Here is a 24,400-nt window from a genome sequence, read left to right as displayed (position 1 = left end):
ATCCGTTTGGACCATAGCACAAGCGGATAGGCCATCCGTTTGGCGTAGAGTGGTCCTATGGCCACTCTCCGTTCCGACGCAGCACGTAGCCGGGCGAACATCCTCGATGTCGCCCGGACCCACGACCGCGCGACGCTTCGACTCAACGACGTCGCCCGTGAGGCCGGGGTCGGGGTCGGAACCGTCTACCGGCACTTCCCGACGGTCCACGCACTCATCGAGGCGCTGTCAGCCGACGCGCTCGACGCGATGCTCGAGACCTCTCGGCGTGCCGCAGCCGAGCCGGATCCGAGCGATGGGCTGGCGCTTTACCTTGGTTCGGCACTCAGGCTGCAGCTCGAGGACGGCGGTCTGCAGGCTGTCCTCCTCTCGCCGGAGGACGAGGCCGACTCCGTGCGGAACGTCAAGCGCGAGATCTTCGAATCCTTCACGACCGTCCTCGAGGCGGCCCGCGCCGCGGGTGCCGTCCGCGCCGATCTCACGGTCGACCGTCTGTCGCACCTCGTGTGCGGAATCGAGCACGCGGTGCGGCTCGGTACTCCCGAGGACCTGCCCCTCCTCCTGCAGGTGATGCTCGACGGGCTGAAGCCTCGACCGTGATCACCGGCTCAGCCCCGATGGACCCGACTTCGGCGAACTCGGCCGCGCCGTGCGGACGGTTCTGGGTGGCCCTGTCGCCTTCCCCCGGCACGCGGTCGGCGTAAGGTCGGCACATGCACCCCGAGCGAACCCGCCAGCCGGCCCTGCGGCGAGCACCATCGAGGCCGCCGGCCGCGTCATCCACTGCGGCAGCCTGGAACGCCTTCCTGCTCCGACCTGAGGCGAGAGCGTGGATCAGTGCCACCGAGCGTGGACAGCGACAGCCTGAGGTCGGCGACGTTGCGCTGGAGGTCCTGCTCCTGGAGTACCGTCGCCCGGCCCGCCTGGCGCTCGGGCTCGTCTCGTCCGTAGCACTCGTCGCGGCCGCCACCCTCTCCGTCGCGACCGTGACCGTCCTCGGTCCGTTCTGGGTGGGGGAGAGCGGGGCGCTCTTCGGCTTCGTCGTCCTCATCGGGTTCGCGGTCGCGTTGACGAGCGTCGTCATCCTGCTCGGGCTGCAGGTCTCCGAGAACCGCATCATCCACGCCATCTCCGTGTGGTCCGGCGTCACTCCGGGAACCGGCGGCCCGCCGGAGCCACAGACGGCGACTGCGCAGTCCGTGGACCGGCGGGAGGCGGCGGCGACGCGCACCCTCTTCCTGGCGGTCTCGGGCGCAGGGATCGCCGCAACCGTCGTCTCGATGGTCTGGCTGTCCTCCGCCGAAGGCGGGTCGTTCGTGCTGCCACTCGTCGTCGCTGCGGTCCTGCAAGCGATCATCTGGCTCGCGGTCTGCGCCGGGGTCGTCCGCGTACTGCGGTCGTCGCGGGTCTGACGAGCGCGACGGTCGACCGTGTCGCGGTGCTCAGCTGACTCGGTCGGAACCGAGCCCGGGGCGAACCTACTGCTCGTGAACGATCCGAACGCGCGTGACCGAGAAACCGGCTCGATCGAAGGCGCCGCGCATCGGGGTGTTCGCGGCGTCCGTGGTGCCGACGATCCGGTCCTGCCCCGACCCGTGGTGCACGTGGACCATCTCCGCCAGGAGGTCGTGCACGTAACCGTGTCCGCGGTGCTCGGGCAACACGCCCAGATAGCTGATGCTCGCGTCGTACGCCGTCCTGGTCGGAATGATGAACCCGACCATCGTCCCGTCGAGGAGCTCAGCGACCCGCCAGGCGTCCCGTTCGCCGGGGAGTGATCGGTAGAACGCCAGGTCGTCGTCCGCGAGGGCCTGGAGTCCTTCGCGCGCGACCATGTCCTGCGTGTGCGCATCGAGGGTGCCGGTCGCGACCAGGGCGAACAGCTCGTGGAACGCGTCGTCCGGGGCGGCGACGAAACGGAGGCGCTGCGATCGTGCCGGCACCGGATCGGAGCTGGACCTCGCGAAGCTGACCCGCTCGGTCGTGCGCGAGAACCCACCCGCGCGTGCAGCCTCATGGCGCCACCGCACCGCCTCCACACTCGCAGCGTCATCTGCCCACGCAGGGGAGACGTCGACGTTGAACTCCAGTGCGGGACCTGCGCCGAAGGCGTCCAGTCCAGCGCGGATGAGCGCAGCGCCGACACGTTCGGGCTCCGCGACTTCGACCGTGGTGGTGAGGCAGTCGAGCGTGGCGGGCCGGTTCGCGTCCGCCTGGCCCCACCAGAGTGCTCGTGCCATCGGGCGACCGTCCTGCTCGGCGATCCACGACCATTCCGGCCGATAGTTCCGACTCGCGAGTTCGGCGGTCAGCCGCTCCGGGTCGATCCAGGCGACGGGTTCGTCGCAGCTCCACGCCTGCAGGAGGGGGACGTCGTCCAGGGTGGCTCGGCGGATGGTGAAGTCGTCGCGGGTGTCGGTCATCGGTCCCAGCTTGGACAGACGCGACTCGTTTGTCCAGGCCGGGCAGAAACACCTGGGCTACGCCGCCGAGACGGGAAGCGGACGCGCGGTGTTCGAGTGGGCGTTCACCCGAGCTGCGCGGCCGCATCACGGAGACACGCGATGAACGCGTCGTGGACCGGGCTGTCGTCCGCCCGTTCCTGACGAGCGGCCAGCAGGCGTGTCGTCGGCGACCCGGCGAGCGGCACGACGACGATCGACGGCGGCACCAGCTGCCGCACCGACTCGGGCAGGATCGTCATGCCCACGCCGGCCGCGACGAACCCGAGTGCGGTCTCCTGATGGACGACCTCCTCGACCACCTGCGTCCGACTCGACGTGCCGAGGACCTCCGCGACGCGGTCCACGAATCCTGGCATGAGCGCCCGCGGGTAGGAGATCATCGGGACGTCCATGAGCTCCTCCGCGGTGACCTCGGGTCGGCCCGCCAGCGCATGACCCACCGGGAGGCACGCCACGAGACGCTCCTCGAAGACGACCTCGGTGGTGAGCGCTGGAGAGCTGTCGGATGGCGTCTGCGGGACCTCGTCACGGACGATCCCGACGTCGAGCGTGCCGTCGCGGAGCCGGTCGAACTGTTCTCCTGAGGTCAACGGCACCAGGCGCAGCGTCACCCCGGGGCGGCTCGCCCGGAACAGCTGCACGACACCGGGGAGGACCGTGTAGTTGGCCGAACTCACGAACCCCGCGGTGAGCTCCCCGGCGAGACCGTCGACGAAGTCGCGCATCTCACCCCGGACCGTGTCGAGCTCCTCGACGATGTGTCTCGCCCGCGCCTGGAGATGTCGTCCAGCGGGGGTCAGCGCCACCCGCCTCGTCGAACGGTCGAACAGCGCGGTGCCGACCTCCTGCTCGAGCCGTGCGACCTGGACGCTCAGCGGTGGCTGCGACATGTGCAGCCGTCGAGCGGCGCGCCCGAAGTGGAGCTCCTCGGCGACGGCGAGGAAGTAGCGCAGCTGGCGGAGCTCCATCCCATCGACGATACGACCCTCGTATTACCGCGCTGTTTCGTCCAGATTGCGAGCGGAACGCTCTCAATCGAGGTTCGAATCGGTATTTGACCAGGGGGATCGCGACCGTGTTCGCTGAGGACCACACACCCCGACCTGGAGGACCACCCGTGACCGCAGACGCTTCCCCGAACACCCGGATCGACATGCTCTACCTGAGCGAACCGGAGGTCATCGCCGCCGGCATGAAGGACATGGCCCACTGCATGGAGGTCATGGAGGGGGTGTTGGTGCTCGTCGCGAAGGGTGACTACCGGATGGCCGGCCCGACCGCCAACTCGCACGGAGCACCGATCGGGTTCCCTGCCACCTCACCGTTCCCCGGCATGCCGCTGGACGCCGCCGACCGTCGGTTCATGGCGATGCCCGCCTACCTCGGCGGACGCTTCGACACCGCCGGCGTCAAGTGGTACGGGTCGAACGTCGACAACCGCGAGCGGGGCCTCCCGCGCTCCATCCACCTCATCGTGCTCAACGACAAGGACACCGGCGCGCCCTACGCGATCATGTCCGGCAACCTCGAGAGCGCCTACCGCACTGCTGCCGTGCCGGGAGCCGCCGCGAAGCTCCTGGCACCGGTGGACGCGAAGTCGCTCGGCATCATCGGGCCCGGCGCCATGAACAAGAGCGCCCTGCACGCCATGACCACCGCCCGTCCCTCGCTCGACACCATCCGCATCCACGGGCGCCGACGGTCGACGTCCGAGGCGTTCGCCGACTACGTCCGCGAGCACTACCCGCAGTTCACGACGATCGAGATCGCCGAGACGGTCGAGGCCGCCGTGCGTGACTCCGACATCGTCTCCGAAGCCGTCACCGGCCTGGTCGGCTCGGAGAACTACCCGTTCATCGACGGCGACTGGATCAAGCCGGGCGCCTTCCTGAGCCTGCCCGCGAACCTGCGCATGGACAAGGAGTACACCCTCTCCGGCAAGGCGCGCCTCATCGCGGACGCGAAGAAGATCTACGAAGCGTGGGCCGAGGAGTACCCGGCGCCGTCGCACGAGACCGCGTTCGGCATGATCGGCCTCTACTGGCAGGACCTCATCGGGACCGGCGAGCTCGACGAGTCCCGCGTGGTCAACATCGGAGACGTCTTCGACGGGAACGCCGTCGGGCGCGAGTTCCCCGAGCAGCCGGTGCTCTTCAGCGTCGGAGGGATGGGCGTCGAGGACGTCGCGTGGGCGAAGACGATCTACGAGAACGCCGTCGAGCAGGGGATCGGCACGAAGCTCAACCTCTGGGAAACCCCAGACCTGGCCTGACCGCCGACCGGCACCGAGCACCGACACCTGTTCCACCCGAACCCGACGCCGTGGCCGTCCGGCCGCTGTGCACCTCGAACGATGGAGTGATTTGTGGACGCTGGAAACGTCGCCTGGATCCTGACGAGCTCGGCTCTTGTCGCCCTCATGATCCCGGCCCTGGCGCTGTTCTACGGCGGGATGGTCTCGTCCCGCCGCATCCTCAACATGATGATCATGTGCTTCGGCGGGGCCAGCCTCGTCGCGTTGCTCTGGGTGGCCTTCGGGTACTCGCTCGTCTTCGGTGACTCCGTCGCCGGGCTCGGACTCATCGGGAACCCGTTTGAGTTCGCAGGGCTCGACCAGGCACTCGTCGACGACCCCGATGCCGGCATCCCCCTCGCGCTCTTCGCGGCGTTCCAACTGCTGTTCGCCGGAGTGACGACGGCGCTCGTCGCCGGTGCCGCCGCCGGTCGCATGAAGTACGGCGCGTGGTTGTTGTTCGCCGGGCTCTGGGCGACGCTCGTGTACTTCCCGGTCGCGCACTGGGTGTTCGCCTTCTCGAACGACACGGCGACCGGTGGATGGATCGCGAACACCCTCGGTGCCGTCGACTTCGCGGGCGGGACGGCCGTGCACATGAACGCCGGCGTCGCGGCGCTCGCACTGGCCCTCGTGCTCGGGAAGAGCAAGGACTGGGGCGGCAAGCTCCGTCCCCACAACCGCCCGCTCGTCCTCGTCGGCGCCGGGCTGCTCTGGATCGGTTGGTACGGCTTCAACGCCGGCTCGGCGCTGGCAGCCGGCAATGCGGCGAGCATCGTGTTCCTCAACACCACCGTCGCCGCCTGTGCCGGGCTCATCGGCTGGTCCATCGTCGACCGGCTCCGCCACGGGGCGGTCACGAGCCTCGGCAGCGCATCGGGGATCATCGCCGCCCTCGTGGCGATCACCCCCGCCTGCGGCGCCGTCTCGCCCATCGGTGCGATCATCATCGGGGCCATCGCGGGCGTCGTCTGCTGCCTCGCCATCGAGTGGAAGTTCCGGCTCGGGTTCGACGACTCCCTCGACGTCGTCGGGGTCCACCTCGTCGGAGGCATCATCGGGACGCTCCTCATCGGGGTGTTCGCGACGGATGCGGCTCCGAACGGACGCTCCGGTCTGCTCTACGGCGGCGGATTCGAACTCCTCGGCGTGCAGACGATCGCGACCGTCGCGGTCCTCGCCTACTCGTTCATCGTCACCTGGGTGATCGCGAAGGTGATCCAGATCACCATCGGTCTGCGGATCCCCGAGGAGCACGAGGTCGCCGGCATCGACGAGCACGCCCACGCCGAGCGCGCCTATGAGGACGAAGACCAGGAAGCACGCGCATGACGAGCGTCATCGTCATCGGAGCCGGGCTCGCCGGTGCTGCGGCGGCCTGGCGCCTGGCCCAGGCCGGGCACGACGTCACCGTCCTCGAGCGGAGTCGCCCGGCCAACGAGTGGGGATCGTCCCACGGATCGGCCCGGATCTTCCGCTATGCCTACCCGGAGGCGTCCTACACCCGTCTCGTCCTCGCGGCGGCGTCTGGGTGGGACGAGCTCGGCCTGGAGCATGGGCGTCCACTGATCACGCAGACGGGTGCGCTCGATTTCGGTGCGACCCGTCGCCCGGAGCACCTCGCGTCGGTGCTGGCCGAGCACGGCATCGATCACGAGCTGCTCTCCCGAGACGAAGCCAGAGCCCGTTGGGACATCGGCTTCGACACGCCCACCCTGTGGCATCCGGGAGCCGGCGTGATCGACGCGGAGCAGGCGGTGACGGCGATGCTCGAATCCGCCGTCCGCGCCGGGGCCACAGTCCTGAACGATCAGCCGGTCGAGCGGGTCGAGCGGACTGCCACCGGGTACCGGGTGCTCGGATCTCGGGGCAGTGCGTTCGATGCGGAGCAGGTGGTCGTCGCAGCCGGCGGCTGGCTTCCGGACCTCCTCGGCGACCTCGCGCTGCCGGGCGGGTTCCTCGACGCGTTCCCGGCCCTCGAGGTCCGACAGGAGCAGGCATACCACTTCCCGTATCGGGACCGACTCGGCGTCGCTGCGGAAGACCCGGCGCGATCCGGTTCAGTGTGGCCCACCTTCATCCACAAGTCCGAGCGGATGCAGGTCTACGGGCTCCCCGGAGGGCGCGACGCCGACTGGCGTGGTCAGAAGGTCGCCGAGTACAACGGTGGCAGGCGCATCCCCTCGGCCGCCGATCATGACGGCGTCGTCGACGACGCGAACCGCCGACGGGTCGTCGCCTACGTCCGCGAGTTCCTCCCGAGCCTCGTCCCGGAACCGTACGCCGAGACGACCTGCCTGTTCACGAACACCCCGACGGAGGACTTCGTCATCGACCGGGTCGACGGGATCACGGTCCTGGCGCCCTGCTCCGGCCACGGTGCCAAGTTCGCGCCGCTCATCGGCGACTACGCCCTCGCGCTGATCGAGGGGCGAGACGATGTGCCGGCGATGTTCCGTCCGAGCCTGGCAGCCTTCCGGTGACCCGCGACACCGTGGTCTCGCTCCTGGACGAGATCGCGGGGATCGGTCGGGACCACCGTCGGGGAGGGTACTCGAGGCCCGTCTACTCCACCGCCGAACTCGAGCTGCGGGAGTGGTTCGTCGGTCAGGCCGAGCGCCGCGGCCTCGACGTGGACATCGACGGCAACGGGGTCATCCGCGCCTGGTGGCATGTGCCGTCACGTTCGACGACGGGTGCGGTGGTCACCGGGAGCCATCTCGACTCGGTACCGGGCGGTGGCGCCTACGACGGACCACTCGGGGTCGCATCGGCGCTGATCGCGATCGACCACCTGCGCTCGCGAGGCGTCGAGCCGACCAAGCCGATCGTCGTCGCGGTCTTCCCGGAGGAGGAGGGCTCGCGCTTCGGCGTCGCATGCCTCGGCTCGCGGCTCCTCACCGGTGCGATCAGTCCGGATCGGGCGCTGGCCCTGCGCGACGTGGAGGGGGACACGTTCGCCGAGGTCCTCGCACGCAATGGTGTCGATCCGCGGGGTGTTGGTCCAGATCCGGCCGGGCTCGGAGCGATCGACGCGTTCGTCGAGCTCCACGTCGAGCAGGGGCGGGCGCTGGTCGACCTCGATCGCCCGGTCGCCATCGGCTCGAGCATCCTCGGGCATGGACGGTGGCGGGTGTCGATCCGCGGTGAGGGGAACCATGCGGGGACGACGCTCATGCAGGATCGACGGGACCCGCTCGTCGCGGCTGCGCGGATGATCACCGAGATCCGCACGATCGGGCGGGCCACGCCGGACGCTCGGGCGACCGTCGGTCGGGTGCTCCCGTTGCCGGGAGGCACGAACGTGATCGCGTCGAGCGTGGACTTCTGGATCGACGTCCGTCATCCTGACGACGTCGTGACCGCCGCGATCGTGGCGGGGATCACCGAACGCTTGTCGCTCGTCGCAGCGGAGGAGGGATGCGAGGCCGCGATCACCGAGGAGTCGTTCAGCGCCACGACCGACTTCGACCCGTTCCTCCGCGGGCGCCTCGAACGGATGCTGCCGGAGGCGCCTGTGCTCGGTACCGGAGCGGGGCACGACGCCGGAGTGCTCGCGTCGCACGTGCCGACCGCGATGCTCTTCGTCCGCAACCCGACCGGCGTCTCCCATTCGCCGGAGGAGTACGCCGAGGACGCCGATGCTGAGGCCGGTGCCGTGGCACTCGCAGACGTCCTGCAGGGACTGGCGGTCGGCGTCGGGCCCACCTGAGCGGGGGAGCCACCGGCCTCGTCGGATCCGACCGCTGTCGGCCGATCGTGTGAGACTCGACCTCGTGCACGAGAACGTATCCATGACCATCGACGCGGTGTGCTGGGACTGGAACGGCACGCTCCTCGACGATGTCGAGGTGGCGCTTGCCGCGATGAACACCGTCCTCCGGCAGCGGGGTCTTGCCGAGATATCCGACCAGGAGGCGTATCGGGCCGTGTTCGGCTTCCCCATCCGGGCTTTCTACGCCCGGCTCGGTGTCGATGCAGCCGACTTCCTGGAGGCGGCCGACGAATATCTCGCGCTGTTCGCCGCCGGCGTGGGAGCGGCGTCGCTCCAACCGCAGGCCCGCGCCACCCTTGCGGCGATCGACGCGCTCGGCGTCGAGCAGGTCCTCATCTCGGCGACCCCAGAGGTCACCCTCGAGCGTCAGCTGGCTCCCCACTCGCTGCACGGCCATTTCGCACACGTCCACGGCATCACCGATGTCTATGCGGCGTCGAAGGAGCATGTCGTGACCGCGTGGTTGGAGGACTCGGGCCATGATCCCCGGCGGGTGTTGATGGTCGGCGACACCAATCACGACGAGGAGATCGCCGAAGCGCTCCAGGTGCGGTTCCTGCGATTCGACGGTGGTCACCAGGACGCGCCTTCGCATCGACGTCACCCGGTCATCAGCAGCCTCGGCGAGATCGTCGGCAGTCTCACCCCGTCGCCGGAGGCACTGCGAGACCTCCGCCGACGATGAAGCAGGCGGGCCCCGCCGACGACAACGCGCCGTCCGAACGACAGTCGCAGACCGCGAGGTCGGAGGCCCATCATGGCCTCAGTGGTGGAGTCCGTGGACGACGGCGTGCCCCTTGCCGCGGCTGATCAACCAACGGTTGACCGGTGTGGTGACCATGAAGGCCAGGGCGAGAGCGGCGACCAGGGAGCCCCAGAAGAGGCCGCTGGTGAGGCCGGCGTCCATCGCTCCGGGGATGGCGAGCATCGCGGTGTTGTCGATGATCTCCATGACCGCGATCGACACGGTGTCCGCGGCCAGCGCGACACCGATGGCGGCGCGCCAGGACAGGCCCGCGCGGAGCACGCCGCGCATCGTGAGCGCGTAGCCGAAGACGAAGGCCAGTGCGATCGAGAGCACCACGGTCCCGAGATTGTGCAGTCCGAGACCGGTGCCGATCACCATGCCCAGCACCTCGCCGATGGCACAACCGGTGAGGCAGTGGAGGGTGGCGGTGGCGGCCATCCGCCAGGAGGTCGCGTTGTCGGATGCTTGGCCGTGACTGTGGTGGGTGTGGTCGCTCATGAGCACTCCTTCGGTTCGTTCAGCAAGCCGAACGATACCCCTCCGGGGTATATTCCAAAGCGCTGGTCCGCTTGCACGGACATCGACGCCGACTCAGGATGTGAGCGCCTCGTCGATCACGGAGAAGACCTCGGGATCCCAGGTGAGCGCGCGCTCCCACGGGAGGTCGAAGGCGTCGGCGAAGAAGATGCTGTGGACGTCCTCCTCGGAGGAGTGGCGGACCACGAGGGGGAGCACGTCGACCGGGACGTCATCGGCTCGGGCACTTCGCAGTGCCACCAGACCGTCGTGCGGCCACAGCTGTCGCGGCTCGACCGCCGTGTGGAAGTGGCCCGCCCCGATGGCGGTGACGGCGAGGTCGTCGAGGAACCCGGCCTGTGTCGTGTTCCACTCGTGCAGGAACCGGCGTGAGACCTCGTCGGCAGCGCCCTGTGAGTTCTCGGCGGCATAGCCGCTCGACCCCTTGAGGATCGTCGTGGTCCCCTCGTCACCGTGGGCGTCGTGGACCGAGACCTCGCCGGTGAGTACATCGCCGAGGAGCGATCCCTCCCACGGCGTGCCGAGGGTGACGAGCCGGCCGATCGACAGCCCGGAGCCGCGCAGTTCTCGGATTGCGGCACGAGAGAAGAGACCGCCCATGGAGTGGGCGACGAGGTCGACGCTCGCGAAACCGTGTTCGTCGGACAGCCACCGCAGGAAGGCGGCCAGGCTGGCTCCGCCGGCGTCGATCCCACCGACGGCGTTGACGGTCACCTCGGCGGGCAGCACGATCGAGACGTCGGCGAACCCCTGCCAACCCGTGTCCTCGTGCACCTCCCCAGCACCGATGCGTGCGGGTGCGGTGAAGACCGGGATATCCCGCCCCAGCAGGTGCGCACGCAGCGCGGTGAGGGTGTTCCCGGCGGCGAGGCCGGAGCCGGCGGCATGGTCCGGACCCGTGAACGGGGTCACGGCCGCACCCCCTGACACGAGGACGATCGCATCGGCCATGGTGCTCCTTCCGGCTGGCTACGACGTCAGCGTACTGGTCGGGCGAGGTCGATCCGCAGTGCGTTGCGACGCACGTCGTCGATCGCGGTCGCGACCGCACCCTGCGCCACCATGTCGGCACCGAGTTCCGACGCGACGAGCACGGGAGGTTCCGCGCTCATGTAGCCGGGGATGCGCTCCGACGCGACCTCGAGCAGCTGCGACATCGACGGAGCTATCCCGCCGGCGAACACGATGCGCTCGACGTCGAGCAACCCGCCTAGGATGGCGCTCATCCGCGCGATGCGATCACCCATCCGGCGCACCAGGTCGAGCGCGACCGTGTCGCCATGGTCCGCTGCAGCGAGGACCGACTGCGCATCCACCTGCGCGACCGGTATGTGACTGAGCGGGCTGCTCTCCGGGAGCCCGCCGCTCTCGCGGTACTCGCGACCCCAGTCGCGCAGGAGTGCGGCGATGCCTCGCGACGAACCGACGCCGTCGACGAGGTCGAGGAGGTGCAGCTCGCCCGCCCGGCCGCGACCGCGGACGAGACGACCGTCGACGACGTATCCGGCGCCGAGCCGCTCACCGGTGACGACCGTGATGTAGGAGTCGACGCCGACGCCGGCGCCGATCGCTCCCTCGGCGACGGCGGCGAGGTTGGCGTCGTTGTCGGTGACGACCGCGCAGCCGTGGTCGCGGATGCGCTCACCGAGCCGAGGGTTCATGCGGTCCCAGAAGACGTTGCCCTCGGGTGACCGTCCGAGTGCGTCGATGGGGGCCGGGACGCCGAGCACGATGCAGAGCGGCGGCCTCGGTCCGCACTGCTGCACGGCCTCGTCGATCGCCGCGTCGACGGCTTCGACCCGTGCCTCAGCGGTGGCCGCCGGATCGACGGTGTGGTGCGATCTCGCGAGTTCCCGACCGCGCAGGTCTGCGGCGATGGCGGTGATGGAGTGGGCTCCGGCGTCGACACCGACGACGATCCCGGCGTCGATGCGCAACTCGTAGCGTCGGGCGGGGCGACCTTTCCGATAGGCGGCACCAGCCTGACGTGCGTCATCGAGCTCCGTCAGCCAACCCAGTCCGATGAGTTCGTCGGAGAGCGTGATCGCCGTCGATCGTGACAACCCGGTGGCGGTGATGACGTCGGCCGCGGTGAACGCGGACGTCGCCCAGGCGTGATCGAGGACGGCGGTGATGCTGGAGGAGCGCGGCTCCGCTGCCCGCTCCGTCGTCGTCGCTTCCATGACCGACAACGATATCCACGATCCGCAGACCGCGCGCGGATGCCGAGCCGGGGAGGCGCTGCACCGTGCGCAGAACCGTGAACGATCACGGCGTCCGGCCCGTGGATGTCGTGATGGAACCGGTGCTTGACCAGACGCCGAACGGATGGCAGAGTTTCCGTCATCAGTTGATTTACTCTCTGTATTTAGTCAGCGGATCCATCGAGGGTTCCGCGGAAGGACAACGATGTCGAACCCACTGAAACGCGCGATACGCGCCACAGCCGGAGTGGCGGGTGTGGCGCTCCTGGCCAGCGTCCTCGTCGGTTGCTCGAGTGATGGCCGGGAGACCATCCACTTCACGTTCAGCAAGCGTGAGGCGTTCACCTTCATGAACCAGGCCGTCGCGGACTACAACGCCTCGCAGCAGCAGTACGAGGTCGTCATGGACACCTCGGGGCCCGATCCGCTCGCGGCGAGCTTCGTCCGTGGCAACCCGCCGGACCTCATGCTCTCGAACTACAACCACGAGGTGTCGCGTTTCGTCGAACGGTGCGCGCTCTCCGACCTGTCCGACACGACAGCGGCGGCGTCCATCCGCGACGACCTCCAGCCGTTGCTCGACCAGTACGGCGTCTGCGAGGGACGCACGAGTGCGCTGCCCTACTCGGTGATGGCCGCTTCCGTCATCTACAACAAGACGATCTTCGCCGAGTACGGCCTCGAGGTACCGACGACGTGGAGTGAACTCATCGCCGTCTCCGACACGCTGAAGGCGGCCGGCGTGGCGCCGTTCTACGCGACGTTCGCCGATGCCTGGACCGCCAACCAGGGCTGGTTCGACTACTCGGTCGGTGGCGCCGTCGACATCCCGGACTTCTACGACCGGCTCGCGGAGGAAGGCACCGAGGTGGGACCGGATGCTCCGGTCTCGTTCGAGAAGGACTTCCTGGAGCCCATCGAGAAGATGCAGCTGCTCGCCAAGGAGTACACGCAGGCTGATGCGCCGAGTCGCACCTACGACGCCGGCAATGTCGCCTTCGCCGAGGGCAAGGGCGCCATGTACCTGCAGGGCCCGTGGGCGTTCAGCCAGATCGCACTGACCGCACCGGATCTCGACCTCGGGACCTTCCCGCTGCCGATGACCGAAGACCCGAAGGACCTCAAGGTTCGCGTCAACCTCGACCTCGTCACCATCATCCCCGAGGAGGCGAAGAACCCCGAGGGTGCCCGCGACTTCCTCGAGTACCTCTTCCAGCCGGAGGTCATCCAGGCCTACAACGAATCGCAGCTCGGGTTCGTCCCGACGGACGACGGCAAGGCTCCCGACGACCCGCGCGTCGCGGGCATGATCCCGTACTACGACGCCGGCGCGTTCTACCAGGGGCCGGGCGTGCTCAACCCCCGCGCCATCCCGACCGAGAACTACGCGCAGTCACTGGTCCTCGGCACCGACGCGGCGTCGATGCTCCGCACCATGGACGCGGACTGGGCACGACTCGCGTTCCGACAGCCGCCCGTCACGAGCAAGGAGGGTTCCGAATGAGCGCCACCACATCGATCGTGACCGGGGGCAACCCGAAGGTCCGACGCAGCACCAAACGGGTCGAGCCGATCTACTACTTCTTCCTGTTCCCAGCCGTCATCCTGTTCACGCTCGCGATCACGCTCCCCGGCGTCGTCGGCATCTTCTTCAGCTTCACCGACTCCATCGGGATCGGCGACTGGGAGTTCATCGGCTTCACGAACTACATCGCCGCGTTCAGCGATCCGGCCATCCTCACGAGCTTCCTCTTCACCTTCGGGTTCTCGCTCGTGACGGTCATCGCGGTGAACGTCATCGCGTTCCTACTCGCGGTCGGCCTGACCGCGAAGATCCGCTTCAAGATGGGACTTCGCGGGATCTTCGTCATCCCAATGGTCATCTCGGGCATCATCATCGCCTACGTGTTCCAGTTCCTCTTCATGAACTCGGTACCGGCCGCCGGCTCGGCGCTCGGGATCCCGTTCCTCGAGACGAGCATCCTCTCCAACCCGGACCTCGCCTGGCTCGGCATCGTGATCGTGACGGCCTGGCAGTCGATCCCCGGCACGCTGCTCATCTACATCGCGGGTCTCCTCGCAGTCCCCGGCGACGTCTACGAGGCGGCGTCGCTCGACGGCGCGAACAAGCGCCAGCAGCTGCTGCGGATCACCCTGCCGCTGGTGATGGGATACGTCGTGATCAACGTGATCCTCGGCTTCAAGAACTACCTGAACGCCTACGACATCATCGTCGGCCTGACCAACGGTGGCCCGGGCACCTCCACGCGGAGCATCTCGATGACGATCATCCGCGGGTTCCAGACGGGTGACTATGCCTACCAGATGGCCACGGCCACCCTGTTCTTCATCATCACGATCATCATCGCCCTCGTGCAACTCTCGGCGACGCGCGGAAGGAACGCACTCTGATGGCCACGCCAACCGTGCTCAGCACCCAGTCCATCACCACGGCGAACGCGTCCCCGAAGCAGCGGACCAGGGGAGAGCGGGTGAGCTGGTCGACGACGATCATCCTGCTGCTCTGCGCCGTGACCGTCCTGCTGCCGCTCTACGTGACGATCTCGATGGCGTTCAAGACCGACACCCAGTCGGTCGACGGCAACGCCTTCTCGCTCCCGGCGCCGTTCAGCATCGACGGCTTCGTCCAGGCGTGGACGCTGACGAAATTCCCGGTCGGCTTCGCGATGTCGCTGCTCGTCACCGCAGGGACCGTGGTCGCGACGATCATCCTGGCCTCCTTCGCCGCGTACGCCATCGTGCGCAACTGGGATCGCCGACTGTTCCGCTTCTCGTTCTTCTACCTGCTCGCCGCGATGTTCATCCCGTTCCCGGTCGTCGCCCTCCCACAGATCCAGCTGACCGGTCGCGTCGGACTCGACAACCCGTTCGGGGTGATCATCCTCGCCACGATGTTCCAGCTGAGTTTCAGCGTGCTGCTGTTCACGGCGTTCCTGCGATCGATCCCGATCGAACTCGAGGAGAGTGCGCGCATCGACGGTGCGAGCACCTGGCAGACGTTCTGGAAGCTGATCTTCCCGCTCCTGGCTCCCATGAGTGCCACCGTCGGCATCTTCGCGTTCCTCTACGCCTGGAACGACTTCATGATGCCGTCGCTCATCATCTCGGATGCGGGACTCCAGACCCTCCCGGTGCGGCAGAACCTCTTCCAGACCCAGTTCAGCAGCAACTACAACGTCGCCTTCGCCTCGTACCTGATGGCGATGGCCCCCGCGATCATCGCCTACCTGTTCGCGCAGCGTTGGGTGATGTCGGGCGTCACCCAGGGTGCCGTCAAGGGGTGACCCGTCCGACCGACGGACCGACACCGGATCCACCCACCATCAGAGAAATCGAGGACCACGCCGTCATGACCGACGCACTACTCGTCGACACCGACACCGACACTGAGTCCGCCGACGCCACCTGGTGGCGTCAGGCCGCCGTGTACCAGATCTACCCGCGGAGCTTCGCCGACGCGGACGGGGACGGTCTCGGCGACCTGCCGGGCATCCGTTCCCGGGTCGGCTACCTCGCGGACCTCGGGATCGACGCGATCTGGCTCAGTCCGTTCTATCCCTCAGCGCTGGCCGACGGCGGGTACGACGTCGCCAACTACCGCGACGTCGACCCGCGGCTCGGCACGCTGGAGGACTTCGATGAACTGATCGCCGCACTGCACGAGCGCGGAATCCGGGTCATCGTCGACATCGTGCCGAACCACACCTCGGATCTGCACGAGTGGTTCCAGGAGGCGCTCGCCGCAGGCCGCGGGTCGGCGGCTCGCGACCGGTACGTCTTCCGCGAGGGGAAGGGCGCATCGGGGGAGGAACCGCCCACCGACTGGGAGTCGGTCTTCGGCGGCCCCGCCTGGGAGCGGGTCGAGGACGGCCAGTGGTACTTCCACAACTTCGCCACCGAACAGCCGGACCTCAACTGGGACCACCCCGAGGTCCGCGCCGACTTCCTGAAGACGTTGCGGTTCTGGTCGGATCGGGGCGTGGACGGCTTCCGGATCGACGTCGCGCACATGCTCACGAAGGACCTCACCGAGCCGCTGCCGAGTCGCGCTGAGCTGGAGCAGATGCCGCAGGACGGCACCCACCCGCTGCTCGACCGCGACGACGTGCACGAGGTCTACGCGGAGTGGCGGCGGGTGTTCGAGGAGTACGACCCGCCGCGCACCGCGGTCGCCGAAGCGTGGGTGAGTTCGCCGGAGCGTCGGGCCAAGTACGCATCGGCGGAGGGGCTCGGCCAGGCCTTCAACTTCGACCTGCTCGAGGCGGACTTCGACGCCGCCGAGTTCCGCACGGTCATCACCGACAACCTGGCGCAGGCGGCGGAGACGGGGTCGTCGACGACGTGGGTGCTGTCCAACCACGATGTGACCCGTCACGCCACGCGGTACGGACTCCCACCTCTGGCCGGGCGACCGGTGAAGCAGGGCACCGAGTGGGTCGCGGCGGGTGGTCCCGAGGCCGACATCGATCGCGACCAGGGGCTCAGACGCGCCAGAGCAGCGACGCTCCTGCTCCTCGGGCTTCCCGGAAGCACCTACCTCTACCAGGGCGAGGAGCTCGGCCTGCAGGAGGTCGCCGCGATCACGGCGGAGCAGCGCCAGGACCCCGCGTTCTTCCGGGGCGGCGAGTACGACGGGCTGGGTCGCGACGGCTGCCGCGTGCCGCTGCCGTGGTCTGCGGACCAACCGGCCTTCGGCTTCGGAGGTGCGGTCGCGCACCTGCCGCAACCGGCCTGGTTCGCCGAGTACGCGGTCGACGTGGAGGCTTCGGATCCGACCTCGACGCTCTCGCTCTACCGCGAGGCGCTCCGACTGCGGAGGCTGCTCCAGACGGCGGAGCACCTCGAGTGGGTCGAGACGGGGCGGACGGACGTCATCCGATTCGTGCGGCCGAACGGTTGGCAGGTCCTGACCAACTTCGGCACTGAGCCGTTCCCGCTCGAGGCGGAGCACGATGCCGTCGTCCTGGGCGCCCTTCAAGCCGGCGCGGTTCCGGGGGAGTCCACGGTCTGGATCGCGCCGGTCGGCTTGCTGGGGTGATGGTGGCCGTGGGCGCACGCCCCACCGCGGTCAGAGGCCGAGGCGGTCGAGCTGCTCCTCGAATCGGATCTGCACGTCCTCCGGCTCGGCGTCCTCCTCGGTGCTCCAGATCGCGTCGAGCTCCTGTTGGACGGACGCCGGCAGGGCGGCGAACTTCTCGTCGCACGCGGTGATCGGCGTCCAGTACCCGACCACCTTGAAGCGGGTGGCGGGTAGTCCGAGCTCCTTGCGCAGATACTTGCGCACGTCGCGGAGGGCCACCGTCTCACCCGCCACCCAGATGTAGCCCTGATCGAGCGGGAGGCGCTCGTCCACGACACTCCGGACGAGTCGGCCCAGCGCACTCGGGCCATGTCCGTTGCCGCCTACCACCCAGGTGACCGTCACGTCGTCGTTCGTCTCGATCGCGATCCGATCCTGCTCGCTCGGTACCTCGAGCACCACGCGGGTCCGCAGTCCGGGCGGTGTCTGTGCGACGATGCGCTTGACCGCGGGAAGACCGGTGAGGTCAGCGACGAGGACCTGCCAACCGATGTCGGCGGGCGGCGCGTACAGGCCGGTGGGCGAGTTCAGGCCGAGCACGTGCCCGGGCTGGGCGCGAGCCGCCCACGGCCCCGCGACCCCGGCCTCGTGCACGACGAAGTCGATGTCGATCTCGACCGGATCCTGCCGCACGGCGCTGATCGTGTACGTCCGCATCGGTGCCTGCGGGGAGCCCTCCGGCGTCTCCCACCAGTCGCCTGCCGGTACCGGGAGCGAGACCTCCGTCGGGTCGGCACCGTGGGGGAAGAAGACGCGGACGTACTCATCACCCGTGCCGGTGCTGACGAAGTCCTCGACGCCCGGACCGCCGAGGGCGATGCGGATCAGGTTCGGACTCAGGGGTGTCGCTGCGGTCACGATGCCGCGGTGGATCTTCATGGCGTCTCGGCCTCTCGGGTCGGTTCGGTGTGCTGGGTCGGGTGCGGCCTGTGCGCGAGCCAGGACTCGCGGTAGGGGCCGGGGGAGGCGAGGAGTTCCGCGTGCGTGCCGTGTTGGACGATCCGACCGTCCGCGAAGACCGCGATCCGGTCGGCGGTGGCGGTCTGCTCCAACCGGTGCGCGATCAGCAGCGCGGTCCGGTCCGTCCGGAGGACGGCGATCGCCGCTTCGACGGCGTCGCGATGGTGCAAGCCGACGTCGGCCGTCGCCTCATCGAGGATCACGATCGCCGGGTCCGACAGGAAGGCCCGAGCGACCGCGAGTTGCTGGATGCGTCCCTCGTCCAGCGGCACGGGCGACTCTCTCGAGCCGGTCGGGTCCGCCGCCGGGTCGTCCCGCAACGCGGTGACCGCCCACTCGGCTCCGACGGCACGGAGCGCCGAGACCATCTCGTCCGGGCCGGCGTCCGGAGCCCCGAGTCTGAGATTGTCGGCGATCGAGCCGCGGAAGTGGTGGAGCTCCTGCGACAGGTAGTACGGGGTCTCGTCGACGAGCACCCGCCCCGACGTCGGGGGATGGTGTCCGGCGACGACCCGCGCCAGGGTGCTCTTGCCCGAGCCGGACGTGCCGACGAGCGCTGTGGTCGTGCCGGGCGGTACGTCGATGGTGACCTCCGCGATCCCACGGTCCGTGGTCGGATACCGGAACGTCAGGTCGCGCACTCGGATCCCAGGCGCTGCGGCGACGCCGCCTGCGGCACCGCCGACGGGCGAGCGCGACTCCGGCATCGCGGACGACGCTGCTGCGAGGTCGATGACCCCGACGAGCCGAGCCAGCCCGACCGTGGCCCGCTGGATGTCGTCGAGCCCGAAGATGAGCCGGCCGACCGGATCGAACAGCCGGTGGAACAGGAGCGCGGCGGTGGTCACGAGTCCGACGGTGATCGTGCCCTGCAGGTTGAGGAGGAAGCCGGTCGCCAGGATCGCCGACAGCCCGACGAGCTCACCCGAGTTGATCCATCGGAACAAGCGGTTCGCGACGCGCACGCCCTCGATCTGCGCGTCGATGGAGGCGGCCGCGCGTTCCCGGACGCGTTCGAGCGCGTGGTCCGTGCCCGCGAACGCGGCGAGGGTCTCCGCGCCGTCGACCGCGTCCAGCACGGCCTGACTGCGCGATGCCTCGCGGATCCTGACCGTGCGGAACACCACTCGGGATCGCCGGAGGAACGCACGGGTCCCGAGGACGTAGCACGGCGCCGAGGCGAGACCGGCGAGCGCTAGCCACGGGTCGACGGCTGCCAGGGCGACGGCCGACACTCCGATCGCGAACCCGGCGGAGAGGAGTGTCGGGGCGACGTTCCCGCCGGCCTCCGCGACCGCGTCGACGTCGCCGGTGACCCGGGACAGGAGATCGGCACGCTCGCCGTCGTCGACGGCGCTCACCGGGAGCCGCATGGCCGAGGCGAACACGTCCTCGCGCAGTTCTGCGAGGAGGTCCTGTACCAGCCCCGTGAGCACCCGAGTCGCCCACAGCGTCACCGCGACGGCCCCGACAGCGCCGACGGCGGCTGCGGCCACCCAGCCTGAGACGACGCTCAGTCCGGCATCGGAAGCGACGGCGTCCACGATCCGCCCGAGACACGCGGGCATCACGACGCCCAGTGCAGCTGCTGCAAGGAAGAGGACCACCACGGCGGCGGTCCGTCCGCGGTGTCGTCGGAGGAGGGCACCGACGACGGTTCGGACGCGGGAGCCGTCGGCGACGGGGAGCATCTCGGCGGTGGTGGGCTCCGTGGCGTGATCAGTCATGGCGGGTCTCCGAACTGGGAATCAGCTCGACGACGCGGTCGCAGGCGTTCAACAGGACCGGCGAGGTGGTGATGACGACGACGGTGCCGTCGTGCGCCGCGAGCGCTCGGGCGATGCGGGTCTCCGTGAGGACGTCGACGGCCGACGTCGGTTCGTCGAGGACGAGCACGTCCGCACCGGCATGGAGCGCCCGGGCGATGCCGACGCGCTGGCGCTGCCCGCCGGAGAGCCGTCTGCCCGCCTCACCGACCGGTGACGACCAGCCGCCGAGCTGCACGACCGCGTCGTCGAGCGCCGCCATGCCCACGAACATCGCGTCCGGGTCGCCGGTCACGTCATGACCGCGGACCGCCTCCGCCAGGGTGCCGCTCATGATGCGCTGGCCGTGCGGTGGCGCGACCACACGACGGCGGTACGCCACCGGGTCGAGGTCCAGCTGATCGACGAGTCTGCCGTCGACGGCGAGCGAGACGCTGCCGCGCTCGGCGGGGGTCCGCATGCCGAGCAGACGGGAGAGGGCGCGCGCCGTGTCGCTGTCGGGCGGCCGGACGCCGAGCAGTTCACCAGCACGGACGTCCACCGGTCGGTCCTGGTGTTCGGGGTGGAAGGACAGCACGACGTCGGTCGCAAGGCCGGAGTCGGACGGCTCGTCCAGCCGACCGCCCGCTTCGAGCAGGTCGTCGGCGTCGACGACCGCGGCCAAGCGCTTGGCGGAGGCGAGCTTGTGGATCCAGTTGGACGGGAATGATCCCGCCTGTGCGAGGTATCCGCTGATGAACTGCGCGAGACCGAGCACCGTCACGAGCTCGCCGATGCTGATCCGCCCCTCCGCGGCGAACCACGCGGACAGGCCGACGAGTGCGGCCATGACGAACGCCGCCAGCGTGCCGCTCACGGCGTCGAAGAGGGCGAGGGACCGCCCGGCGGCCGTCGCAGCGCGTCGTGAGACGTCACTGGCGGCGTCATATCGCCGGACGGCTTCAGCCCGCCCGCCGATGCCGACGAGCACTCGGAACCCGCTCATGAAGTCGGCGGCCACCGCTCCGGCCTCGGTCGCCGCCCGTTGCTCGGCGAACCCGCGGCGCTCCAGCGGGCGTGACACGACGCGCATGACGAGCATCATCCCGATGGTCGACACGAACACCACGATCGTCGCCACGGGCGAGATCACCGACATCGCCAGGGCGGCTCCGATGATCGCAGCGATGGTGGCGGACTGCTGCGCGACCGACCAGGCGACGCCGGCCACCCGGTAGGTGTCGGACGTGACGACCGTCAGGGCCTCACCCGCCGAAAGGTTCTGTCGTGAGAGCTGCGGCCGAAGCATCCGGGACAGCGTGAGGTTCCGGAGCGCCTGTTCGCCGTGCCCGTAGATCGACACCATGAGCCGCGAGGCCGACTGGTAGCTCACCGTCAGGACGAGGAAGGTTCCGACCAGGACACCGATCCAGACCCCGAGGGCGACCGGATCGGACGGCACCACCGCGCGGTCGATGGTCGCCCCGATGATCACGGGGATCGCCGCCTCCGACAGGGCGTGCACGATGAGGAGGCCGGTCGCGGCGACGAGCATGGCGCCGCGACCGTCCGCTCCAAGCGCGATGCCGAAGAGGCGCCGCGGCGTACTCGTCGTCGTCCCGCTCACCGGCTCCACCGTCCGAGCGGGAGCACCAGCGGGGTACCAGAGACGGGGTCGGTGATGACCTGGCATGGCAGGTCGTACACGGCCTCCACGAGGTCGGCGGTGATGATCTCCTGCGGATCGCCCTGGGCGACGATCGCGCCGTCGCGCATCGCGACGAGATGCGTCGCATAGCGGGCGGCGTGGTTGAGGTCGTGGAGGACCGCGACGAGGGTGGTGCCGCTGCGGTGCAGATCCGTGAACAGCTCCATCAGCTCGATCTGGTGCGCGATGTCGAGGAACGTCGTCGGCTCGTCGAGCAGCAGGTGCTTGGTCTGCTGGGCGAGTGCCATCGCGACCCAGACGCGTTGCCGTTGGCCGCCCGAGAGCTCGTCGACCAACCGGCGGGACAGCTCCGTGACCCCGGTCGCGGCCATCGCCTCCGAGACCGCCGCTTCGTCGGCGCTGCTCCACGTCCGCATCGCGCTCTGGTGCGGGAACCGCCCACGCCCGACGAGGTCGGCGACGGTGATCCCGTCGGGGGCGATGGCGGATTGGGGGAGGAGCCCGAGTCGGCGAGCGGTGTCCTTCGGCTTCGACGCGCGGATGTCCGCCCCGTCGAGGAGGACGGCACCGGCGGTCGGGCGCAGGAGCCGTGCGAGTCCGCGGAGCAGGGTCGACTTGCCGCAGGCGTTCGGTCCGATGATGATCGTGAACGAGTCGTCCGGCACCTCGAGCGACAGCTCGGAGACGATCGGAGCATCGCCGTAGCCCAGGGTGAGGTCGCGGGCGAGGAGCGACGTGGTCATGGGAGTTCCTTTCACGTGCGGCGCACGAACTGGGCGGCCAGCAGGCAGGTCAGATAGATGCCACCGACCGAGAGCGTCACCACACCGACCGGGACCGCGAGCAGCTGCGCGACGGCGTCGGAGACGACGACCAGGGCGGCTCCGGTGAGCATCACCGGCGCGAGGCCCATCGGGGTGTTCGAGCGGGTGAGCCGTTGAGCGATCTGCGGGGCGGCCAAGGCGATGAACGAGATCGGGCCGGCGGCGGCGGTGACGAGCGCGACGAGGGCCACACCGACCACCATGGCGATCAGGCGAGTGGGTCCAGGACGCACCCCGAGGGCCATGGCGGCGTCGTCGCCCATCTCGAGCACGGGGAGCGATCGTCGGAGTGGCCCTGCCAGCAGGGCGAACACGACGAAGGCCGTGGCGGCGGGGAGCAGCTGGTCGAAGCCGAGCGAGGCGAGAGAGCCTGCGCCCCAGGTGGCCGCCATCATCGCCTGCTCGACGCTGACGGAGATGAGGATCCAGGAGGTGAGGGAACCGAGCCCGGCCGAGACGCCGATGCCGACGATGATCAGCCGGAAGGACGACATGGTGTGGCGGTTCGCGAGGATGGCGACGAGCAGGGCGGTCAGCAGACCGCCGACGAGTGCCCCGGCGGCTTTGAACAGGTAGGTGTTGAGCCCGAGGACGAGCATCGTCAGCGTGACGCCGAACTGCGCGCCGACACCGAACCCGATGATGTCCGGTGAGCCGAGCGGGTTGCGGGTGAGCGACTGGAAGATACCTCCGGAGAGCGCAAGTGCCGCTCCGCAGAGCACCGCGAACAGCACCCGCGGCAGTCGCCACTCGGTCACGACCTGGCGGACGTCCGGGTCGGACGCGGGGTCGACGATCGCCCGGATGACCGCGTCGAAGCCGATCTCGTACGCACCGATCGTCATCGCGAACAGCCCTGCTCCGATGATCACCACGACGAGTCCGAGGCACACGAGGACGGACCGCACGGGTACGAGCGTCGCGATGTGCGCGGTCTCCACGCGGATCAGGCGTCGGCCGTGATCGATGACGCTCACAGTCCGCTCACCCGCTTCCGACGCACCAGCATGATCAGGATGGGAGCGCCGAGGAGCGCCGTGACGATCCCCACCCGGAGCTCTCCGGACGGCAACACGATCCGGCCGAGGACGTCTGCGAGCAGCAGGAACGCGGGGCCGATCACCATCGAGTACGTCAGCACCCAGCGCTGGTCGGGGCCCGTGAACCACCGGACGACATGGGGGATCATGAGGCCCACGAAGGCGATCGGACCGGCGGCTGCGACGCCCGTACCGGCCAGGAGGGTGACGGCGACGACGACCCACACCCGGGTGCTGCGCACTCGCGCCCCGAGCGCCTGGGCGAGTTCGTCTCCCAGGGTCAGCGCGTTCAGCGACCGGGCGCAGAGCAGACCGATCACGAGGCCCGCGACGATCAGCGGAGCAGCCCACGTGAGCTGGTCGAGGGTGCGGCCCCCGATGGATCCCACGCTCCAGAAGCGCATGACCTGGAGGGTGCCTTCGTCCCGCAGCACGATCGCGGTGGTGAAACCGGTGCAGGCGGCACCGAGGGCGACCCCCGCGAGGGTCAGTTTCATCGGGGTCGCGCCCGAGGCCCCGACGGATCCGAGCGTGTAGACGATCACCGTGAGGATGAACGCACCAGCCAGGGCGAACGGGACGTAGGTGCCGGGAGTCGTCAGTCCCAGGACACCGACCGCGAAGGTCACGGCGAACGACGCACCGGCGTTCACCCCGAGGATGCCCGGGTCGGCGAGCGGGTTGCGGGTGAAGGCCTGGATGAGCCCGCCGCAGACGGCGAGCGCCGCACCGACCAGGATGCCGAGCAGCGTCCGTGGGACGCGCAGCTCCATGACCATGAGGTGCAGGGGGTTCGCGTCGTCATAGGCGACGAGCGCGCGGACGACGGTCAGTGGATCGATGGCCCGATTGCCGATGGCGAGCGAGGCGACGGCTGCGGCGATCAGCACCACGGCGGCGACGAGGAGCCCGGCGGCGAGCGTCCCGGTGCGGTGGGGCGAGACGTCCGCGCGTCCGGCCCCACCGGGCGTCGGGACGTCCGCCGCCCCGCCCGCAGCCGGCGCTGCTGACGGGGCGGCGGACCGGGACATCTCTGACG

22 protein-coding genes are annotated in these 24,400 nt (G+C 69.3%); 11 read left to right on the top strand and 11 right to left on the bottom strand.

Going from position 1 to position 24,400, the window contains the following annotated elements:
- Window positions 1-57: 57 nt before the first annotated feature.
- The gene (locus tag ACZZZB_RS00545; protein ID WP_463528729.1) at window positions 58-600 is read left to right on the top strand and encodes a TetR/AcrR family transcriptional regulator; all 543 of its coding nucleotides are present in this window, start codon (window positions 58-60) and stop codon (window positions 598-600) included.
- 113 nt (window positions 601-713) lie between these two features.
- Window positions 714-1,412: a hypothetical protein gene (locus ACZZZB_RS00540; RefSeq protein ID WP_194644535.1), complete on the top strand. Its 699-nt coding sequence runs from the start codon at window positions 714-716 to the stop codon at window positions 1,410-1,412.
- A 66-nt stretch (window positions 1,413-1,478) separates the two neighbouring features.
- Here the strand turns inward: ACZZZB_RS00540 and ACZZZB_RS00535 are convergent, their stop codons facing one another.
- Window positions 1,479-2,423 (bottom strand): GNAT family N-acetyltransferase, encoded by a 945-nt coding sequence (locus ACZZZB_RS00535; RefSeq protein ID WP_463528728.1) that lies wholly within the window; start codon window positions 2,421-2,423, stop codon window positions 1,479-1,481.
- 104 nt (window positions 2,424-2,527) lie between these two features.
- A complete protein-coding gene (locus tag ACZZZB_RS00530) occupies window positions 2,528-3,433 on the bottom strand; it encodes a LysR family transcriptional regulator (RefSeq protein WP_463528727.1) in 906 nt (301 codons plus the stop codon).
- 149 nt (window positions 3,434-3,582) lie between these two features.
- Here ACZZZB_RS00530 and ACZZZB_RS00525 point away from each other — a divergent pair, with 149 nt between their 5' ends.
- The 5 genes from ACZZZB_RS00525 (at window position 3,583) to ACZZZB_RS00505 (ending at window position 9,218) form a co-directional block, all read left to right on the top strand.
- Window positions 3,583-4,737: a tyramine oxidase subunit B gene (locus ACZZZB_RS00525; RefSeq protein WP_463528726.1), complete on the top strand. Its 1,155-nt coding sequence runs from the start codon at window positions 3,583-3,585 to the stop codon at window positions 4,735-4,737.
- Window positions 4,738-4,830: 93 nt separating this feature from the next.
- Window positions 4,831-6,090 (top strand): ammonium transporter, encoded by a 1,260-nt coding sequence (locus tag ACZZZB_RS00520; RefSeq protein WP_463528725.1) that lies wholly within the window; start codon window positions 4,831-4,833, stop codon window positions 6,088-6,090.
- Complete coding sequence (locus tag ACZZZB_RS00515; RefSeq protein ID WP_463528724.1) at window positions 6,087-7,241, top strand: FAD-dependent oxidoreductase; 1,155 nt, start codon at window positions 6,087-6,089, stop codon at window positions 7,239-7,241. Before ACZZZB_RS00520 ends, ACZZZB_RS00515 begins: the two co-directional genes overlap by 4 nt.
- Window positions 7,238-8,470 carry an allantoate amidohydrolase gene (locus ACZZZB_RS00510; RefSeq protein WP_463528723.1) on the top strand — a complete coding sequence of 411 codons (1,233 nt, stop codon included), beginning with the start codon at window positions 7,238-7,240 and terminating at the stop codon, window positions 8,468-8,470. The genes ACZZZB_RS00515 and ACZZZB_RS00510 overlap by 4 nt, the downstream gene beginning before the upstream one ends.
- Window positions 8,471-8,552: 82 nt before the next feature.
- Complete coding sequence (locus ACZZZB_RS00505; protein WP_202938131.1) at window positions 8,553-9,218, top strand: HAD family hydrolase; 666 nt, start codon at window positions 8,553-8,555, stop codon at window positions 9,216-9,218.
- Window positions 9,219-9,296: 78 nt separating this feature from the next.
- On the opposite strand, the gene ACZZZB_RS00500 is transcribed toward ACZZZB_RS00505, so the two are convergent.
- From ACZZZB_RS00500 to ACZZZB_RS00490, 3 genes are all read right to left on the bottom strand, one after another.
- Window positions 9,297-9,779, bottom strand: coding sequence for a DUF4396 domain-containing protein (locus tag ACZZZB_RS00500; protein WP_463528722.1), 483 nt, complete (start codon window positions 9,777-9,779; stop codon window positions 9,297-9,299).
- A 93-nt stretch (window positions 9,780-9,872) separates the two neighbouring features.
- On the bottom strand, window positions 9,873-10,769 hold the full coding sequence (locus ACZZZB_RS00495) for an esterase/lipase family protein (protein ID WP_463528721.1): 897 nt from the start codon (window positions 10,767-10,769) through the stop codon (window positions 9,873-9,875).
- A gap of 26 nt (window positions 10,770-10,795) precedes the next feature.
- Window positions 10,796-12,001: an ROK family protein gene (locus ACZZZB_RS00490; RefSeq protein ID WP_463528720.1), complete on the bottom strand. Its 1,206-nt coding sequence runs from the start codon at window positions 11,999-12,001 to the stop codon at window positions 10,796-10,798.
- 226 nt (window positions 12,002-12,227) lie between these two features.
- On the opposite strand from ACZZZB_RS00490, the gene ACZZZB_RS00485 reads away from it, so the two are divergent.
- The 4 genes from ACZZZB_RS00485 (at window position 12,228) to ACZZZB_RS00470 (ending at window position 17,081) form a co-directional block, all read left to right on the top strand.
- Window positions 12,228-13,526 carry an ABC transporter substrate-binding protein gene (locus ACZZZB_RS00485; RefSeq protein ID WP_463528719.1) on the top strand — a complete coding sequence of 433 codons (1,299 nt, stop codon included), beginning with the start codon at window positions 12,228-12,230 and terminating at the stop codon, window positions 13,524-13,526.
- Entirely contained in the window at window positions 13,523-14,434 is a 912-nt protein-coding gene (locus ACZZZB_RS00480) for a carbohydrate ABC transporter permease (RefSeq protein ID WP_079002413.1), read from the top strand. The genes ACZZZB_RS00485 and ACZZZB_RS00480 overlap by 4 nt, the downstream gene beginning before the upstream one ends.
- The gene (locus ACZZZB_RS00475; RefSeq protein WP_463528718.1) at window positions 14,434-15,327 is read left to right on the top strand and encodes a carbohydrate ABC transporter permease; all 894 of its coding nucleotides are present in this window, start codon (window positions 14,434-14,436) and stop codon (window positions 15,325-15,327) included. The genes ACZZZB_RS00480 and ACZZZB_RS00475 overlap by 1 nt, the downstream gene beginning before the upstream one ends.
- A 65-nt stretch (window positions 15,328-15,392) precedes the next feature.
- Window positions 15,393-17,081 (top strand): glycoside hydrolase family 13 protein, encoded by a 1,689-nt coding sequence (locus ACZZZB_RS00470; RefSeq protein ID WP_463528717.1) that lies wholly within the window; start codon window positions 15,393-15,395, stop codon window positions 17,079-17,081.
- A 30-nt stretch (window positions 17,082-17,111) separates the two neighbouring features.
- Here ACZZZB_RS00470 and ACZZZB_RS00465 read toward each other — a convergent pair whose 3' ends face one another.
- From ACZZZB_RS00465 to ACZZZB_RS00440, 6 genes are read right to left on the bottom strand one after another with little or no spacing between them, the layout of a single operon-like run.
- The gene (locus tag ACZZZB_RS00465) at window positions 17,112-18,002 is read right to left on the bottom strand and encodes a siderophore-interacting protein (RefSeq protein WP_463528716.1); all 891 of its coding nucleotides are present in this window, start codon (window positions 18,000-18,002) and stop codon (window positions 17,112-17,114) included.
- The gene (locus tag ACZZZB_RS00460; RefSeq protein ID WP_463528715.1) at window positions 17,999-19,810 is read right to left on the bottom strand and encodes an ABC transporter ATP-binding protein; all 1,812 of its coding nucleotides are present in this window, start codon (window positions 19,808-19,810) and stop codon (window positions 17,999-18,001) included. The genes ACZZZB_RS00465 and ACZZZB_RS00460 overlap by 4 nt, the downstream gene beginning before the upstream one ends.
- The gene (locus ACZZZB_RS00455) at window positions 19,803-21,455 is read right to left on the bottom strand and encodes an ABC transporter transmembrane domain-containing protein (protein WP_463528714.1); all 1,653 of its coding nucleotides are present in this window, start codon (window positions 21,453-21,455) and stop codon (window positions 19,803-19,805) included. The genes ACZZZB_RS00460 and ACZZZB_RS00455 overlap by 8 nt, the downstream gene beginning before the upstream one ends.
- Window positions 21,452-22,240, bottom strand: a complete 789-nt coding sequence (locus tag ACZZZB_RS00450) for an ABC transporter ATP-binding protein (protein ID WP_202938122.1) — start codon at window positions 22,238-22,240, stop codon at window positions 21,452-21,454. The genes ACZZZB_RS00455 and ACZZZB_RS00450 overlap by 4 nt, the downstream gene beginning before the upstream one ends.
- A gap of 11 nt (window positions 22,241-22,251) precedes the next feature.
- Entirely contained in the window at window positions 22,252-23,298 is a 1,047-nt protein-coding gene (locus tag ACZZZB_RS00445) for a FecCD family ABC transporter permease (RefSeq protein WP_463528713.1), read from the bottom strand.
- Window positions 23,295-24,392, bottom strand: a complete 1,098-nt coding sequence (locus ACZZZB_RS00440; RefSeq protein ID WP_463528712.1) for a FecCD family ABC transporter permease — start codon at window positions 24,390-24,392, stop codon at window positions 23,295-23,297. Before ACZZZB_RS00440 ends, ACZZZB_RS00445 begins: the two co-directional genes overlap by 4 nt.
- Window positions 24,393-24,400 lie beyond the last annotated feature (8 nt).

It is taken from the genome of Plantibacter sp. AC185 (assembly GCF_979258065.1).
This window is presented reverse-complemented; position numbering and strand designations above follow the sequence as displayed.